Raw genomic sequence first — 16,823 nt, 5'->3', positions numbered from 1 at the left:
ACCATATTCACTCATACCGGATCGACGACGAAATCGCCGCCCCGGGCATGTTTCAGATGGTTCAGCGCATAGACCTGCCCGGTCATTTCCAGGGCGTCACGATAGACTGGATCGTGCCAGCCTTCGATATCGATGGAGCCGGACCAGCCGGCAAGCCGCAGTTCGGAGATGATGTCGGTCCAGTTGCTGTCGCCGAAACCCGGCGTGCGCATGAAGACGAACTTTTCCTTGCCGAAGATGCCGTGTTCCTTGATCACATCCCAGCGGATGGTCGCATCCTTGCCGTGGACGTGGAAGATCTTGCTGGCCCATTTGCGGATCTGCGGCAACGGCTCGATCAGATAGACCATCTGATGGCACGGCTCCCATTCCAGGCCGATATTGTCGTCGGGCGTCGCGTTGAAGATCAGTTCCCAGGCATCGGGATTATGGGCAATGTTCCAGTCGCCGGTCGCCCAGTTGCCATCCATGGCGCAATTTTCGAAGGCGATCCTGATCCCCTTGTCGGCGGCACGCTTGGCGAGTTCGCTCCAGACCTGCTTGTAACGCGGCAGGCTCTCAGTCAGCGGCTTGCCCCGGATGCGACCGGTGAAGCCGGCAACGCAAGTGGCGCCGAAGTGATGAGCGTTGTCGATGCAGTCCTTCCAGCCCTGCAGCGTCTGCAGGTCCATCTCGGTCTCCTCGAGTGGATTGCCGAACATGCCGAGTGTTGAAATCGTGATGTCGCGATCGCCGATCGCCTCCACGCTGCGCTTACCGAGTTCGGCAAGATCCTGGCCGTTGGTGGTCTGCCAGAAGAAGGGCTCGAAGCTTTCGAAACCCATATCGGCGATCTGGGCAATGCGCTTGTCGGCGCCGCCCTTGGAGGCGCTGACCATGGTGCCGATGCGAATGGCTTTGGCGGGGTTGCTCACGTCATCTAATCCTTATGCTGAAATTTCAACGCGACGCCCGGTCTTGGCGCTCTCGATCGCACCGAAGACCATGGCGAGGCTTCTGATATTGTCGGAACTGGCCGTCTCCGGCCGTTTGCCGGTGCGGATCGCCTCAACGAAGCTTGCGATTACGCTGGCATGACCGTGGGTTTCTTCAGCACGCTCGGGTGCGGGAACCTCGACGGATGAAAAACCATGAAGCAGACCGGGCTCGTTACCCGAAACGGCGGCCTTGAAGCCATCCTCACCGTCCCAGGTCAGCATGCCCTTTGTGCCGACGATCCGCCATTGGCTTTCCCAGCTCGTGCGCTCGCCTTCGGCACACCAGGAGCCGCGATAGGTGAAGACGACATCGTCGGAAAATTCGAAAGTTGCATTGGCAGAGGCGCCGTGGCGATACCAGGAACCCTTCGGATTGCGCTCGACGCAATAGACGGCGAGCGGCTTCTTGCCGGCCACGTAGCGGGCGGCGTCGAAAGTGTGGATAGCCATGTCGAGCAGCAGGACATTATCCATCTCTTCACGGAAGCCGCCAAAATGCGGAGCGATGAAGAAGTCACAATGAATACCGGTCAGTTCGCCGATCGCACCGCTTTCGACGAAGCGACGCAGGCGGCGCACACCGGAAATGAAGCGACGGTTCTGAATGATCGCATGGATCTTGCCAGTTTCGGCGGCGAGATCGATGAGTGCGGCGCCTTCGGCAAGCGAAGTCGCCATCGGCTTTTCGCTCAGCACGTGGCAGCCGGCCTTCATGGCCGTTGACACGACATCAAAACGTGCGGTCGGGATAACGACGTCCAAGACGATATCCGCCTTGGTTTCGGCGATGACGGCAGCGAGATCAGTGCCGATGCGAGCCGCGCTCAAGCCGAATTCCTCGGCAAGTTTCTCGGCAGCAGCGGGATTGACGTCGACCAGGCCGACGACCTCGATTGCCTCGGCAAGATCAGGCGTTTCCTTGATAGCACGCAGCCAGCCTTTAGACATAGCTCCGCACCCGCACAGAACGGCATTCAATTTCACGATTTCCTCCAGCGGTGCGCTTCAGATTCCTCCCGAAACGCCTTCCGTAAACGTTTACGATACTAAGCGGAAACGTTTACTGCTGTCAATGCCAGTGCATTTCGACAAAATGCTGCGAAAAATCACAATGCGAACGGGCGCTTAGGCAAAACCTTCGGCAATGCAGCAACAAGATTTTTTTTCAGAGCGTGCAAAAATATATTCCGCCTTCATGGCAACTGCTTTCCGTAAACGTTTTCCCATGGCAATAAGAGGAGATGATCGCATCGAAAGAAAGATCGCTCAGATGAAAGGTATCCGCCAGCTCGCAGAACATCTCGATATATCGATCGGGACGGTTTCGCGTGCGCTGAACGGCAAGGCCGATGTCAACGAGGAGACACGCAAGCGGGTGCTGGCTGCCGCCGAAGAATTCGGTTATGTCGCCAATCAATCCGGCCGCAGCCTTCGTCAGGGAACGACCAACGTCATCGGCCTGATGATTGAATCCAGCAAGGAGACGGTCGAAAACAGCGACAACTTCTTCCTCGGCGTCACCGGCGGGCTGCAGAGCGTGCTCTCGCGACATAAGCTCGATCTCGTCATGCTCCCCTGCCCCAGCGACGAAGACCCCTACGAATATCTGAAGCGCATGGTGGCGCGCCGTGTCGTCGATGCCATGATTATCTCTGCAACTCAACGCATCGACAAACGTATCGATCTGCTCATCAAAGCGAAGATTCCCTTCGTCGCACTCGGTCGCAGCTCTTCCGGCGGCGGTAACTTCACCTGGATTGACCTCGATTTCGAAGGTGTCGCGACCTGCGCTGTCGATCGACTCGTCGCCAAGGGGCATCGCCGCATCGCGATTGCCGCACCGTCAGGCGAAATCAATCTCGGCTATGTCTTCGTGGAGGCCTATCGAAAAGCTCTGGAAAAGCATGGGATCGAATATGATCCGGAGCTTGTGATCCGCGTAAAATCAAGCGAACAGGGCGGCTACCAGGCTGGCGACGAGTTGCTGCTGATAGAAGACAGACCGACGGCGATCATCCTGATCTACGAACTGATGGCGATCGGCCTCTACCGTCGCCTGGTCGAAGCCGGCATCGTTCCGGGCCGCGATCTCGCCGTCATCGGCTTTCGCGAGGAACCTCGCGCCAAGTTCCTGCAGCCGACGCTCACCTGCTTTCGCATGTCGCTACGCGACCTTGGTGCAGCGCTCGCCGAAACCTTGCTTTCCAGCATGCCTGCCTATTCGGAGATCCACCGCAGTGGTGCGCGCAACCGGATTTGGCCGCTGGAGCTTGTGCCTGGGGAAAGTGATGCTTTTTTCAGAGAACCTGAAATGTGACGCAATGTGCGTCACTCTATCCATGTCCTCGAGAAGAGACGAACGACTCCGCTCAAAACCACTTATGCCGCCGGTTTCGTCCGCCACGGCAGATTTCAATCAAAGTTCGTACCATACCCGCGGGTTGTCGCCCGACTGGATCATCAGCCAGCGAAGATCCGTATCCTTCCAGCCCTTGATCGCGTTTGAGCGGTTGTCGAGCACCAGATCGCCTTGATCGGTCTTGACGACGAGAACGGCGTGGCCTTCGCCATAGGGCGTCTTGGTGACGGCGATACGCAGCGCCTTCGGCGACCACCCCATGGCGATGAGATGATCACGCTTCGTCAGCGCGAAATCCTCGCAGTCACCGGATTTCACATTCACCTGCCAGACATCGCCCTGATCAGAGCGGTCATTGACCGGGCGGATCGAGCGGTTGACCGAGGCATTGACCGATCGAAGCTGCTTGCTTGCGAACGCGCTCAGCGAAACCTCCGAAGCTCCGCCGCGTGCCGCGCACTCGTTGGGATTTTGCGCGCAGAACATCACATGCGCGAAAGGTGCCGTAGTTCGGCGCTTTTCAGAAATATAACTGAATGCCGGCGCTGTCTTCAATCCGCGGGCAATACCGCCTGGACCGGCCGCCTGCGCGGTCTGAACCGCAAACAGAGATGCAAGCGTCACCGCCGTAATCAGTGCGTGCTTAAACATTTTCGTACCCCGTTTCGACGACCGCAACGCGGTCAAATGTTCATGCCGGTTGAAATCCGGCTTTTGATCCTTGGTCGAAGTTCTATTCAGCTCCAGCCAATGACGGGGAACATACGGAGGGAGCATTCTCGATCCTTTTAAATCGTTCCCAACAATTTTAACGAAGTGCGTTTTTTGGAGGCGATCGAATGGGCCCCCACCAATTCTGGGGCGATTGTCGAACCAGAATGGCGCAGGGTTGCAAAAGTCGCGGAATTCTTGCAGAGACAAGCACAGCGGCGCCGGAGGGGCGGCCGACCTTTCAAAGTTTGGCCGCGGCTGTGACGGATAGATTGAAGACCATACTTGCCGGCCTCTACAGCACGGTGGTGCTGGCTGCTGTCATTCCGTTCGGTCTGGTCGATGCAACGCCTTTCGCGGCCGTCGCGATCTGCATGTTCGCGCTGAGCCTTGGGGCACTCCTGCTTTTCGGTGAGCCCCGGCGTGCTCACTGGGTCTTCGTATGGGCGCTGCTTCTCTTCATCGTTACCTCGGTCTGGATCGTCATGCAGACCGTGCGTATCCCGTGGCCATCCCTCATCAATCCGATCTGGAAGGATGTAAACGCGCTCGCCGGCGCATCGAGAGACACTATATCAGTCGCGCCAGCCGACACACTCACTTCGCTCCTGTACTTAGCGCTGCCTGTCATGACGTTTTTGACCGGCCTCATCGTTGCAGATACGGACAAGCGGGCGCGCCGTATCCTGATGGTGCTTGCTGTTGGCGCAGGTTTGATCTCGCTCTTCGGGCTTGGCCAGTTCCTGCTATTTCCGAAGATGTTGCTGACTGAAAGCAAGCGCTATTATCTCGACAGCCTCACTGCAGTCTTCGTCAACCGCAACACGGCAGCGACCTTCCTGGGGCTGAGTTTTCTGATACTTGCAACATTTGCTTCGGAAAATGGCCGCGCCTATTTCGGCTTTTCATCCGCGCCATCCGGCAGTTTCAAGGAGGGCCTCGGTTTCTGGCTTTTTGCTGGCCTCAGCCTCTCCTGCCTGACCGCGCTGATGCTTACCCAGTCTCGTGCCGGACTGTTTACAACAGGCCTTGGCTCGATCTTCTACCTCCCCTATCTCGCCCGCCAGTGGAAGAGCAGACGCTCCAGGCTGCTTCCTCAAGCGGGCAGCTCTGTGACCCGAAATTGGTTAACGGCAGCCAGTGCGATCGCCCTTATTCTCGTTTTCGCCGCTATTTTCGGCGGAAGAGCCATCCTGCGTGCAGACCAGCGAGGCACTGATGACGATCGCTTCTGCGTCTGGTCCGATACGATGCATGCCCTCTCACAGAATTGGTTTCAGGGAACGGGCTTCGGCACGTTCCGCACCGTCTTTTCGGCCTACCGGACACCCGATTGCGGAATTGGCGGCATCGTGGACAGGGCTCATAGCTCCTATCTCGAAGGCTTTCTGACTCTCGGAATAATATTCCCGCTCGTCACCTGCCTGATCTTTTTCGTGCTCATGCGGGCCTTCTGGAGTGGCTATCAGGCTCGTCGTCGGCTGAGACATTATTCAATTTTGGGTTGCGCTGGCACCTTGTTGACGGCGGCTCATTCCGCCGTCGATTTCTCGATTCAAATACCCGGTTTTGCCATTTTTTTCATGGCATTTCTTGCGACAGTTATCTCCATTTGCTGCGGGCGCGAAGAAAGGGTCGGCGATAACAAGAAAGATCTTCCATCCGGCTTAAGAATCGAGCATTCAGCGGAGATCCTTGAAATATGACGATTTGAAGGCTGGCTGCCCATAAAATCGCCACTAAAGAACATCAGAATATTCGTTTGGGTTGCATGCGAATTACCACAGAATCTTAACGTATCAACCCTCTCTAATTTACCATAAATGGGACAATCCATGTTGCGCTATTGCCACAATAACCTTCTGTTAGGTATGCAGTATCTGACAGAGTCGGATATTTACTTGTCATTGAAGTTGTGAGCGGGCTAGACAGTTTTAGTGCTATTACCAAGTAGGGTCATGATGGGCATTCCTGTAACTCGACGCGGCGGCATCATTGTATCGATGCTGATCGTGCTTTCCAGCTGCACTTCTCTCCCTAGGTCCGGTCCGGACCATACGGATATCGACCGCGCTGCAGCAATTAAGGTCACGACACCAGAGCGAAAGGTTGGAATTGACTACGTTCTGATCGATCTTAACAAGGGGATTCTGCCCTATTTCGATAAGATCCCGTCGAGCTCTCTGCGGACTGGATTCGGCGGCGGTCGCGGGGGGGCTCCGGACATCCCGCTCGGCTTCGGCGACGTCGTGCAGGTTTCAATTTTCGAAGCTCAGTCGGGCGGTCTTTTCATCCCATCCGACGCGGGCAGCCGCCCCGGCAACTACATCACCCTGCCGCAGCAGACGATCGACAAGGCTGGCACGATCAGCATTCCCTACGCAGGCCGCGTTCCCGCTGCCGGTCGCATGAAGGAAGAAATCGAGCAGGACATCGAAGACAAGCTGGCGAGCCGCGCGATCGAGCCTCAGGTCGTTCTTACGACCACCACCAGCCGCTCTTCGGAGGTAGCCGTCGTCGGCGACGTCAATGATCCACAAAAGATCGTTCTTTCGCCGGCCGGTGATCGTATCCTTGACGCGATCTCCGAGGCAGGCGGCCTCACGACTCCCAATATCGAGACCAACGTCACGCTGCAGCGTCGCGGTAAAACGGCAACCATCGCTTACGAAACACTGCTGAAGAACCCATCCGAAAACATCTACCTCGCGCCGGGCGACACTGTTTCGGTCGAGCATGAGCGCCGAACCTTCATCGCACTTGGCGCATCCGGCATCAACAACCGCATCGACTTCGAGGATTCGAACCTGACCCTTGGCGAAGCCATGGCGAAGGCTGGCGGTCTCCTCGATTCGCGTGCAGATCCGCGCGAAGTCGTGGTCTATCGAAAGGTCGACCGCAGCACTCTTCAACGCCTGAATATCGACACCAGCCGCTTTAAGAGCGACCAGGTGCCGGTCATCTTCCGGGCGAACCTGCGCGATCCGGCGACCCTTTTCGCAGTTCAGGAGTTCCGCATGACGGACAAGGACGTCATGTATATCTCCAACGCACACACTGTTGAGCTCGTGAAGTTCCTCGACATTCTGAACTCGGTTACATCTACGGTCAGAGGCGTTTCTAACGATGCCCTCGATACCCGCGACGCAGTCCAGGATCTTGGAAATTAAATATATTAAACGATACTTCGAGCACCTGACATTGAACGGACTGGTGCTCATCGGAGTTTATGTTATAAGCTCCGTTATCTTTGGAGGCTGGGAATGGTAAAAGCAGGGAAGAATATATTAAAAGGTACGGCTGTCTTCGCATTCGGCGCCCTTTGCTTTGCGACCTCGTCCTTTGCAGGCAACTGCTTTTCGGGTCCGGGCGCGGCAAGCGGCTCGCAGATGGGCGCCTTTAACGCGACGCCGGCAAGCATTCTCACGGGCAATCCGTCCGACAGCGTGCTCACTGGCTCGGTTCGCGATCTTGCAGCAACCGAAACGAACGTCACGGCAACGCTGCTGACGCTGGCAGCCAACCCAGCAACAACGGATGCTCAAAGAGCAGCTATCGGCGCCGGCCTTGGGCGCGCCGTCAACGTTTGCCGTCCGCAGCACTCTGATCTCGCCGACGAGATTGCGGCAGCTGTCGCAGCAGCAATCGTCAGCAACCCGGCGCTCGGTAGCTTCCGCACAGCATTTGAAGCTTCGCTGACCAACCAGACCGCTGTTGCAGCACTCGGCGGCGCGGGCGTAGGCCCTGCAGGTGGCGGTGATATCAGCGGTCCTGGTGCATCAGGTTTGGGTGGACCGGCTGGTGGCGCGGATGCCGGCGGCGCCACACAGGGCGGAGGTTCGCTCCAGACGAATGCTTCAGGCGTGGGTTCGCTCCAGACGGGCGCTTCAGGCGGCGGCAATTTTACGATTATCATCAACAATTCTGTCAGCGGCAGCATCTAGTCCGCTTGCAAAATTCACGTAATGCTATCAGGAGAGGCCGTTCGGCCTCCCTTCTTCTCCCTTCAACATTTAAAGAAAAGCTCCTATCTCGCGCGAGCCGTTGCCGGCAGTGGAGCCGATCGTTCCTGCAGCAGGTCGGACCGGTAGGACATGTCTCAGAGCGCCAAGGCAAGCGGACAAACGCGACGAAGGACCACGGCCCCGGTTGCGCTGTCACTTCCCTCTCCCCTATCTGTCCTTTTTAGTCTGACGGTCATTGCATTACTGGCCTTCGCCGTTACCGATATCAGGCAGTCAGCGCGCTTTGCTGATATCTTTCTCGTTGCGGAGAGACTTGAACAATCCGGACAGATCAGCCCTGAAACGGTCGCCAGGACGGCAGCCAACACCGACACGATCGTCTCCGGCGACTATTGCCGCTCGGATATCGTCATGGCAGGCACGACACTCGTGCTGAACAGGCTGGACACGGCCAACGAGATCACGGGCTACGAGGCCTGGGCCAAGGCTGGAGACGACGCCGAGCGTTACATGCGCCATGCCGTCTCCTGCATGCCGACCGACAGTAATCTCTGGCTCAGGCTTGCGATCGTTCGTGCCGTAATTGCGCAAGAACCAAAATCGATTGCCCGGCTGATGACGATGTCAGCCCGGCTTGCCCCCGCTGACGAACTCGCCCTTCTCGCCCGCGTCTATTTCTGGAACCATCTGAACGTAGCAACGCTTGAAAATGCGCGAACGACGGTCGAAAGCGATGTCCGCCTTCTCCTGAAGCTTGGAGATTCACGGAAAGTCGCGCCGGCATTAACCAGAATCAGCGCTGCCCTGCTGCCCTATGTGAAGCAGGCCGCCACACAATTGCCAGCCAACAAGAAGGGCTCACTCACCTGGTTCGGCTTCAATCCTGACAAACTGCCCTGAGGCAAACCGCCACTTCAGTTCAGCAAGACCGCTTGACGGTTCACGATGCGCAACACAGTCAACCTACCCGTGGCGAACGCGCCGGTATCGATGGCGATGCGCCCATTACCAAAAAACGGTTGAGCAACAGGCGTATGACCATGCACCACAAGCAAAGGCAGCTCGGGGCCTCGCGTCAGAAAGGGTTCGCGAATCCAGAATAGATCACGGTCTCGTTGCTCAGGCAGAGCAATACCCGGCCGGATCCCGGCATGCACGAAAACGATATCTCCCACAGTGAGCATTGACGGCATTTCAGCCAATAATTTTCTGTGGTGAGCTGGTACGGCATCGTTGATTGCACGCTCGACCGCCCCATTGTCGCCATGCTTCAGCAAATAGGCGACGTCGATCCCGTATGATTTCAGCGTTTCCGAGCCAGCGAAGCGATACCAGCTCGGAAGCAGATTCGGCTCCTCAAGCAATCGCAGAAACGCGTCGTCGTGATTACCGCATAACGCGACTTGCTTAATATTGGCTGGGGTTGGCCTGCTAAGGTGCTCGATAACATCTTTAGAAGAGACGCCGCGGTCTACGTAATCCCCAAGCATTACTATTAGTGCGGTGCCCGTATATCTCGAAAAATCGTCGAATATCTTCTGCTTTGCTTCAAGAAGCTTGCTGTGGCAGCCATGCACGTCACCAATAGCGTAGATAACAGAGAAGTCAGCCGGATCAAAATGGAGCCTTTGCCGAGTTTGCTCGCGGACCGCCGGCAGGGCCCTGCCTTTACCAATGAGCTTCTGAAACACCCCAAATAAAGTCGGCTTTATAAAGCTTTGATGGCGCTTCACGTGGGAATTCGACATTCTATTTTGATCCTCGAGACCCCGTACCGTAGTTGGAGCTTACTGCGTGCATAAAACAGCCTCACAACTTCCGCAGATGGTAGACGCAGGTTAACGAATAGTTAAAATAGATTCGCCACCTTGGAAGAGAGATAACAACAATATGCGCCAGCCTAACACTATCGATATCCACCATTATCCTGCGCACGACCTCGACATATCTCCAGATTGGCTTAACAATGACTACGGACTACAGGCTTCCACTGAGAACGGAATCGATCACCCATCCATCAATACATGCCTAGTCTACATGCAGACAGTGAGAAAAAGCTAAATTCCTCTCATAAAATTCAGACAAGTTGGGGTGTCACAGCGGCGTTGCCGGATGCTAAGATAGTCACTAGAAATCACCGCCGCGCAAACACGTTGTCAATGCGGCCTGATGCGAATTGACGGCATTGAAGCCGGGGCGCTTTGTCTCGGCTTGAGCTTAAACATTGATTGACGCTACTCCTTCATGTAGCGTGCGCCCACTTTCAATTGGCTTCCTGGAAGCATTTGATTACGCGCACCTACAGACCTTTTACCGATATGACTCAACTCAACGGAGGCCTCGGATTGCTTTCACCAGATAAGGTCACGGAACATGCGAACGACGAGTGGGAGCACTCTGAATCGCGAGGCACTATCGATGTTGAAAAGTTGATTGCGATTGCGGCACGCCAATGGCGTCCGGTTGCACTCTCCGCGTTTCTATTTCTCGTATTGGGAATTATCTACATTGTTACCGCAGTTCCAAAGTATACTGCCTCAACAAGCGTGCTCATCGATCGAGGCAACAGCGAACTCCTAAGCCAACTCTCCAACGCCGGAGTTCCTGTAGAGGACGACTCATCGGTATTGAGCGAAGTCGAGCTTTTCAACTCCGACACAATCAGCTCGGCAGTTATCGACAAGTTGAAGCTGTTGGATAACCCGGAATTTTCCTCGCCGGATAACTCGCCGATCAGCATGCTTCGTTCGCTGCTTAAGTTCCGCACCTGGTTTGCAAGCGATGACGCCGACGCCGATGACGTCGAATCCAAACGGCGTGACGCGGCTCAAAAGCTCACTGACAATATGGATGTCGAACGTATCGGTCGCACCTATGCTCTTTCGGTAAGTTACACCTCGACCTCCCCAGATTTAGCGGCCAAGATTGCAGGCTCAATTGCTGATGCCTACCTCGTGGATAAGCTGAACTCGAAATACGAAGCGACACGACGCGCGAGTGATTGGCTTCAGGAACGCATAGACGAACTGCGACAAAAGGCACTCGAGTCCGATCTTGCGGTCCAGAAATTCCGTACCGCAAACGGCTTGTTCAACACTGGCGGCCAATACCAGCTTCTCAGCGACCAACAGCTTTCGGAATTGACGACCCAACTTATCTCCGCACAAGCCGAAACGGCAAAGGCGCAAGCAAAATATGACCGGGTTAAATCAATCATCGACAACAAGCGTACGGATGCAATCGTAACCGACGTCCTTGATAACTCGATTTCCAACGATCTGCGTAAAAAGTATCTCGAGGCATCGAAGGTCGAGGCGGACATATCTGCCCGCCTGGGACCAGATCACGTTCAAGCAGTCCGTTTGCGAAGCGAAATGGCCGAATATCAACGGTTGATGTTCGAAGAACTAAATCGAATCGCGGAAAGCTATCAAAGCGAACTTCAGGTTGCGCAAACACGTGAAAAGTCGCTTCAGGACAACGTTACACAAGCGACCAGCGTGACGGCCGCCGCGGGCGAAACGCAAGTTCAGTTGCGTGAACTCGAACGCACCGCCGATACTTATCGGAATCTTTATCAAACCTTCCTCGCCCGCTACCAAGAGGCAACCCAACAGCAGTCCTTCCCAATCACGGAAGCGCGCATTATTACCAGACCGCAGGTACCGACATCCGCCAGCGCACCGAAAAAGCCCCTGGTGCTTGCTCTTGCGCTGGTACTTGGCTCGCTCTTCGGCGGCGGCATCGGAGCCTACCGCGAATTCCGCGACCGCTTCTTCCGCACGGGTGAACAGGTTCGTGAGGTCCTGTCGCTGGAGTATATCGGCCATGTACCTGCTGTGGACGCAAAGGAGGCCGCTAACGGCGCCAGCGAGCTGGAGTCGACCCGCGGGCTGCAAACCGGCAACGGGATCACCAATTACGTCGTCAATCATCCGCTGTCGGCCTTCGCCGAAACGATGCGCAGCGCGAAGATCGCCGTCGACATGGAAAATCCAAGCTCACGCAGCAAGGTCATCGGCGTCGTCTCCTGCCTTCCGGGCGAAGGCAAGTCGACCATCGCCATCAACCTTGCGCAACTCCTTGCAATGCAGGGCTCACGCACGCTGCTGATCGACGCCGACCTTCGCAACCCGGGTGCGACGCGCGCCATCGGCCGCCATGCGGAACAGGGCATTCTGGAAGCATTGCTGGAAGGCAGGCCGCTGAAGGACGTGCTGCTGCTCGACAGCAAGACCAAGCTCGCCTTCCTGCCAGCGGTCGTCAAGCGCCGTGTGCCGCACTCCTCTGACCTGCTTTCCTCGTCCATCATGGTCAACATGCTGGATGAGTTGAAGGCGCACTTCGACTATATCGTTCTCGACCTGCCTCCGCTTGGCCCGGTCGTCGATGCCCGCGCGATCAGCCCGATGCTCGATGCTTCGCTGGCCGTCATCGAGTGGGGCCGGACATCGCGGCGCGTCGTTCGCACGACCTTCGCGGTTCAGCCCGAGCTCATGCAGAAGTGCATCGGCGTCGTGCTGAACAAGGTCGATACGGAAAAGCTGAAGCTTTATCGCTCCTATGGTTCCGGCGAGTACTATTACAATCGCTACTCCGCCTATTATCACGAAGCGTAAGAGTGCTTTTCGAACAGGATCTGAAATGAATTATGCGGCGAATTTCGCCGCATAATATTTTTGGTCACGCCAATTCCGAAAAGAACCTGCCGATAGCCTCGATCTCGTTCGGCCGGATGTCATGACCTCCCGAGTGCCACTCCGTCTGCACCTGTGCCTTCAGGTCCTCGAAATAGGCGGAAAGCGCTTCGGTCAACGCGGCTGGCGAGATCGGATCGCGCTGGCCTGCGGTAATCAATATCCTGCGGCCGCCAAGATCGGGATTCGCGCGAGGCCGGAAAGGGATGAGCGGATGGAGCAGAGCTGCCGCGTCGAACAGCCCCTTCTCGATAAGCACGTTCGCCAGAATGTTGGCGCCGTTCGAAAATCCCAGCCCGAGAATTTTGGAGGCGCCATGTGCCGACGCCAGATCCTGGACATAACCACTCATCTTGTCCGTCGCCCGAGCAAGGTCAGCCATGTCATAGACCCCTTCGCCGGTTCGCTTGAAAAAGCGCGCCGCCCCATATTCGGAAACATCGCCGCGCGGCGAAACGATCGTCGCTTCCGGTAGCAATCGCCTGCCGAAATCGAAGAACTGGTTCTCGTCACCACCCGTCCCGTGAAGCACGAAAAGGATGGGCTTTCCGGGTGCACCGGCATGCAGCCGGTGCACATAGCCATTGTCCGTCATCGTCCTACCTCCGCTTAGGCTTCGAGCGGCTGCAGATGCTGCTCGATGAGGGCACGCAGATGGGCATGCTGCTGCGGCAGCTTAAGTGCTTCGCCGAGGTGAGCCGTATCCTCATCGTGGTCGAAGCCGGGCTCGTTGGTGGCGATCTCGAACAACACGCCGCCCGGTGTGCGGAAGTAAATCGCCCAGAAGTAATCTCGGTCGATAACCGGAGTGACCTGATAGCCAGTGTCCATCAGCGCTTTGCGCACCTCGAGCTGTTTTTCGCGGTTTTCAACGGCGAAAGCGACATGGTGGACGGAACCTGCGCCTGGGAGCGCACGGGCAATGTTAGGCATGGTTTCGAGATCGACGAGATGCGCGCCATTGCCGCCTGGAATGATGAGACGCTTGACGCCGTCATGTTCTTCCTGAACCTCATAACCCATGAACTTCAGAAGTTCGGCCGTAGCGCCATCATCTCTCAGCCGCATGGCAACGGAGTGAAAACCCCGGATGGCATGATCCTCGCTGACACCGCCATGCGTCCAGGGAGCGCGGGTATCGTCCTTGACCTCGACGAGCGCAAAGCCGTCGCCATCGGGACCGGCAAAATTCAGGCGCTTTTCACCAAACGATTCTTCCGTCTTCAGGCCGGTGACATTGAGCTTCGTCAGGCGATCACTCCAGAAGCCAAGCGAGCCCTGTGGAACCGAGTAGACCGTGGTGCCGACTTCACCGGTGCCCGGACGCCCCTGCGCCATCTTCGGGAATGGGAAGTAGGTCATGATCGTACCCGGGGAACCGGTTTCGTCACCGTAATAGAGGTGGTAGACGTCAGGAGCGTCGAAATTGACGGTCTTCTTGACGCGGCGCAGGCCCAGCGCATTGGTGAAGAACTGGTTGTTGGTCCGGGCGTCCTCCGCCATCGATGTGACGTGGTGCAGACCCTTGATTTGATCGAGCATTTGAGACCTCTTTCTGCCCGCAACAGGCGGGCTTTCGATGGGTCATAGATGAGCTTTTCGAGCCGGTTCTGATAGTCCGGCAAGCTGACACGCATCGTCTCCATTTTGTGAACGACAATGCGACAGCGTTCAAGGATTGACGGGAAGCTGCCAATCAATAGGTTCACGGCCATGCGACTGCAGAAACGCATTCGCCTTGGAGAAATGCCGGGATCCGAAAAAACCGTTATGGGCCGAAAGCGGCGACGGATGTGGCGCCTTCAGCACCATATGCCGCCTTGCGTCGACAAAGGCCGCCTTCTTTTGAGCATAGGAGCCCCAGAGCATGAAAACGACGGCTTCGCATTCGTCGTTCACTTTGCGGATCACGGCATCGGTGAAGCACTCCCAGCCCTTGCCCTGATGCGAGGCAGCCTGAGATTCCTCCACCGTCAGCACACTGTTGAGGAGAAGTACGCCCTGTTGTGCCCAATGTTCCAGGAAGCCGTGCCGTGCCGGCGAAATTCCAAGATCCGTCTCCATCTCCTTGTAGATGTTGACGAGCGACGGCGGAATACGCACGCCGGGGCGCACGCTGAAGCAGAGCCCGTGAGCCTGGCCGATACCGTGATAGGGATCCTGCCCGAGAATCACGACTTTAACTTTCGCAAGCGGCGTCAGATCCAGGGCGCGAAAATACTCCCCGCCCTTCGGGAAAATCCGTCGGCCAAGTTGCTTCTGCTCCACGAGAAAGATCTTGAGCTGCTGCATGTAGGGACTTGCAAACTCGCCGGCGAGTGCCGCTTTCCAACTCTCTTCAAGAGTGACTGACGTGTCGTTCACGACGCAAACCTCCCGGACCGATGCGGCCTATGTACGAAAACCGTTCTAGCAAAATTACGCAGAGCCACAATACGCGACGGCTGCGACGCTATGCCTTGCCATCTCGCAGATGCGAAGAGTGCTCCAGCTGTCATAAATTGGAAATTCTCTACCATTACCAAAAGTGCTGGTAACGATACGCAAATGATGGCAATACTTTTCTATGCCGTCTGCCGTTTTAACTATGCCCTAATTTTGCTGTTTACCCAAGCAAATCAGCACAGTAGAAATCGGTTGTTCACAGCGCGAGGGTGTTTCGTATGAAGTTTGGGACAAGCGGCCTTCGTGGTCTCTCGGTGGATCTCACGGGACGCGCATCGGCGCTTTATGCCATGGCTTTCGGCAAATATTTGCTGCAGAGCAACAAAGCCGCAAAGGGCGATGTCATCCTGATTGGCCGTGATTTCCGGGAGTCCAGCCCGGAGATTGCCGGTAACTGCGCCGGCGCACTTGCAAGCCTCGGCTTCAAAGTTCTCGACTGCGGCACCGTCCCGACACCGGCGCTTGCGCTTTACGGCCTAGAAAGAAAGGCCGCTTGCCTGATGATAACGGGTTCGCATATCCCGGCGGACCGCAACGGCATCAAATTCTACCGTCCCGACGGCGAGATCGACAAAACGGACGAAGCAGCAATTACCCGATTTGCCGCCGAAATCGAAGCCTCCGGTGAGGCTGTGGTGAGCGCGCCGGCTGCAGTGGAAGATCACTCTGCGCCGTGTCTGCAGCTCTTCTTCGAGCGCAATGCGGCTCTCCTGCCGGCAAGCGCATTTCTAGGTATGAAGATTGGCATCTATCAGCACAGCACGGTCGCCCGTGACCTGATGGTCGATATTCTTGCCCATTATGGCGCCGAAATCATCGCCCTTGGTCGGTCCGAAACCTTCATTCCCGTCGACACCGAAGCCGTTTCCGAAGAGACGATCGCCCTTCTGAAGAGCTGGGCCTCCGCACATGGCCTTGATGCGATTGTTTCCACCGATGGCGATGGCGACCGTCCGCTGGTTGCCGACGAAACCGGGACGCCATTGCGCGGAGACCTTCTGGGATTGATATCTGCCAATTTCCTCGGCGCCGGTACCGTCGTCACGCCGGTCACCTCCAATTCCGGAATCGAAGCGGCAGGATCTTTCAGAGTCGTTCGCACCCGTGTCGGCTCTCCCTTCGTTATCGCCGGCATGGAAGAGGCCGTTGCCGCGGGCAAGGATCTCGTGATGGGCTTCGAGGCGAATGGTGGGCTCTTGACGGCAACACCCTTCGATATCAACGGCCACAGCGTGCGAGCATTGCCCACGCGCGATTGCTTCTTGCCGATGCTGGCAACGCTTTCGCTCGCCGCAATCCGCAAGGAACCGCTTTCGATCGTTGCGGCCTCATATAAACTGCCCTTTGCGGCGGCCGACCGTCTTGAGAATTTCCCGGTCGAAACCAGCGCAGCCTTGATGGGCTACCTGCGTGGATCCGACGCTAATCTCGCAGAATTCCTGCAGCCCATTGGCGAGGTCGGTTCGAAAAGCGATATTGACGGCTTGCGCGTGACATTGCGTGATGGCCGCATCATTCATTTTCGTCCGTCGGGCAACGCGCCAGAAATGCGTTGCTACGTGGAAGCCGAAGGAGAGGCAGCCGCCTTAGAACTTTTGAATGCGGGATTGACCCGAATTAAGCGCTGGGCAGAAGCCCGGTAAGCATGCGACAAACCTGGCCGTTCATT

General features: G+C 56.6%; 15 protein-coding genes. 7 read left to right on the top strand and 8 right to left on the bottom strand.

What is annotated here, in order from left to right; genetic code table 11:
• Positions 1-11 precede the first annotated feature (11 nt).
• A complete protein-coding gene (locus tag AB8B33_RS28260) occupies positions 12-914 on the bottom strand; it encodes a sugar phosphate isomerase/epimerase family protein (RefSeq protein WP_439017911.1) in 903 nt (300 codons plus the stop codon).
• Positions 915-926: 12 nt separating this feature from the next.
• Positions 927-1,961 (bottom strand): Gfo/Idh/MocA family protein, encoded by a 1,035-nt coding sequence (locus AB8B33_RS28255; RefSeq protein ID WP_439017910.1) that lies wholly within the window; start codon positions 1,959-1,961, stop codon positions 927-929.
• 286 nt (positions 1,962-2,247) lie between these two features.
• Between AB8B33_RS28255 and AB8B33_RS28250 the strand changes: the two genes are divergently transcribed.
• Positions 2,248-3,294 carry a substrate-binding domain-containing protein gene (locus AB8B33_RS28250; protein ID WP_439017909.1) on the top strand — a complete coding sequence of 349 codons (1,047 nt, stop codon included), beginning with the start codon at positions 2,248-2,250 and terminating at the stop codon, positions 3,292-3,294.
• Positions 3,295-3,393: 99 nt separating this feature from the next.
• Here the strand turns inward: AB8B33_RS28250 and AB8B33_RS28245 are convergent, their stop codons facing one another.
• Together AB8B33_RS28245 and AB8B33_RS28240 are read right to left on the bottom strand one after the other, a co-directional pair.
• The gene (locus AB8B33_RS28245; protein WP_439017908.1) at positions 3,394-3,987 is read right to left on the bottom strand and encodes a transglutaminase-like cysteine peptidase; all 594 of its coding nucleotides are present in this window, start codon (positions 3,985-3,987) and stop codon (positions 3,394-3,396) included.
• Between the two features lie 487 nt (positions 3,988-4,474).
• Positions 4,475-4,678, bottom strand: coding sequence for a hypothetical protein (locus AB8B33_RS28240; protein WP_439017907.1), 204 nt, complete (start codon positions 4,676-4,678; stop codon positions 4,475-4,477).
• A 7-nt stretch (positions 4,679-4,685) separates the two neighbouring features.
• Here AB8B33_RS28240 and AB8B33_RS28235 point away from each other — a divergent pair, with 7 nt between their 5' ends.
• From AB8B33_RS28235 to AB8B33_RS28220, 4 genes are all read left to right on the top strand, one after another.
• A complete protein-coding gene (locus tag AB8B33_RS28235; protein WP_439017906.1) occupies positions 4,686-5,753 on the top strand; it encodes an O-antigen ligase family protein in 1,068 nt (355 codons plus the stop codon).
• Positions 5,754-6,008: 255 nt separating this feature from the next.
• A complete protein-coding gene (locus AB8B33_RS28230; RefSeq protein ID WP_439017905.1) occupies positions 6,009-7,217 on the top strand; it encodes a polysaccharide biosynthesis/export family protein in 1,209 nt (402 codons plus the stop codon).
• A gap of 93 nt (positions 7,218-7,310) precedes the next feature.
• Positions 7,311-7,991 (top strand): hypothetical protein, encoded by a 681-nt coding sequence (locus tag AB8B33_RS28225; RefSeq protein ID WP_439017904.1) that lies wholly within the window; start codon positions 7,311-7,313, stop codon positions 7,989-7,991.
• A gap of 150 nt (positions 7,992-8,141) precedes the next feature.
• Positions 8,142-8,912 (top strand): hypothetical protein, encoded by a 771-nt coding sequence (locus tag AB8B33_RS28220; protein ID WP_439017903.1) that lies wholly within the window; start codon positions 8,142-8,144, stop codon positions 8,910-8,912.
• A 14-nt stretch (positions 8,913-8,926) separates the two neighbouring features.
• Here AB8B33_RS28220 and AB8B33_RS28215 read toward each other — a convergent pair whose 3' ends face one another.
• A complete protein-coding gene (locus tag AB8B33_RS28215) occupies positions 8,927-9,760 on the bottom strand; it encodes a metallophosphoesterase family protein (protein ID WP_439017902.1) in 834 nt (277 codons plus the stop codon).
• Between the two features lie 597 nt (positions 9,761-10,357).
• On the opposite strand from AB8B33_RS28215, the gene AB8B33_RS28210 reads away from it, so the two are divergent.
• Complete coding sequence (locus tag AB8B33_RS28210) at positions 10,358-12,631, top strand: polysaccharide biosynthesis tyrosine autokinase (RefSeq protein WP_439017901.1); 2,274 nt, start codon at positions 10,358-10,360, stop codon at positions 12,629-12,631.
• 64 nt (positions 12,632-12,695) lie between these two features.
• Here the strand turns inward: AB8B33_RS28210 and AB8B33_RS28205 are convergent, their stop codons facing one another.
• From AB8B33_RS28205 to ung, 3 genes are all read right to left on the bottom strand, one after another.
• On the bottom strand, positions 12,696-13,304 hold the full coding sequence (locus AB8B33_RS28205) for an alpha/beta hydrolase (RefSeq protein ID WP_439017900.1): 609 nt from the start codon (positions 13,302-13,304) through the stop codon (positions 12,696-12,698).
• Positions 13,305-13,318: 14 nt separating this feature from the next.
• The gene (locus AB8B33_RS28200) at positions 13,319-14,251 is read right to left on the bottom strand and encodes a VOC family protein (RefSeq protein ID WP_439017899.1); all 933 of its coding nucleotides are present in this window, start codon (positions 14,249-14,251) and stop codon (positions 13,319-13,321) included.
• A gap of 129 nt (positions 14,252-14,380) precedes the next feature.
• Positions 14,381-15,073: a uracil-DNA glycosylase gene (ung, locus tag AB8B33_RS28195; protein ID WP_439017898.1), complete on the bottom strand. Its 693-nt coding sequence runs from the start codon at positions 15,071-15,073 to the stop codon at positions 14,381-14,383.
• Between the two features lie 299 nt (positions 15,074-15,372).
• Between ung and AB8B33_RS28190 the strand changes: the two genes are divergently transcribed.
• On the top strand, positions 15,373-16,797 hold the full coding sequence (locus AB8B33_RS28190) for a phosphomannomutase (protein ID WP_439017897.1): 1,425 nt from the start codon (positions 15,373-15,375) through the stop codon (positions 16,795-16,797).
• The last annotated feature ends 26 nt before the right edge of the window (positions 16,798-16,823 follow it).

The sequence above is a fragment of the Rhizobium sp. 768_B6_N1_8 genome (assembly GCF_051811225.1).
Lineage (GTDB): Bacteria > Pseudomonadota > Alphaproteobacteria > Rhizobiales > Rhizobiaceae > Rhizobium.
Note: the sequence above shows the minus strand (reverse complement) of the source record. Positions and strands in the feature narration are given on the sequence as shown.

What these genes read in the sequence shown, in the direction of transcription:
- AB8B33_RS28200 (WP_439017899.1), bottom strand. Translation starts at nt 14,251, where the DNA reads ATGCTCGATCAAATCAAGGGTCTGCACCACGTCACATCGATGGCGGAG.
- AB8B33_RS28225 (WP_439017904.1), top strand. Translation starts at nt 7,311, where the DNA reads ATGGTAAAAGCAGGGAAGAATATATTAAAAGGTACGGCTGTCTTCGCA.
- AB8B33_RS28215 (WP_439017902.1), bottom strand. Translation starts at nt 9,760, where the DNA reads ATGTCGAATTCCCACGTGAAGCGCCATCAAAGCTTTATAAAGCCGACT.
- AB8B33_RS28230 (WP_439017905.1), top strand. Translation starts at nt 6,009, where the DNA reads ATGGGCATTCCTGTAACTCGACGCGGCGGCATCATTGTATCGATGCTG.
- AB8B33_RS28205 (WP_439017900.1), bottom strand. Translation starts at nt 13,304, where the DNA reads ATGACGGACAATGGCTATGTGCACCGGCTGCATGCCGGTGCACCCGGA.
- AB8B33_RS28250 (WP_439017909.1), top strand. Translation starts at nt 2,248, where the DNA reads ATGAAAGGTATCCGCCAGCTCGCAGAACATCTCGATATATCGATCGGG.
- AB8B33_RS28190 (WP_439017897.1), top strand. Translation starts at nt 15,373, where the DNA reads ATGAAGTTTGGGACAAGCGGCCTTCGTGGTCTCTCGGTGGATCTCACG.
- AB8B33_RS28240 (WP_439017907.1), bottom strand. Translation starts at nt 4,678, where the DNA reads ATGACAGGCAGCGCTAAGTACAGGAGCGAAGTGAGTGTGTCGGCTGGC.
- AB8B33_RS28220 (WP_439017903.1), top strand. Translation starts at nt 8,142, where the DNA reads ATGTCTCAGAGCGCCAAGGCAAGCGGACAAACGCGACGAAGGACCACG.
- AB8B33_RS28245 (WP_439017908.1), bottom strand. Translation starts at nt 3,987, where the DNA reads ATGTTTAAGCACGCACTGATTACGGCGGTGACGCTTGCATCTCTGTTT.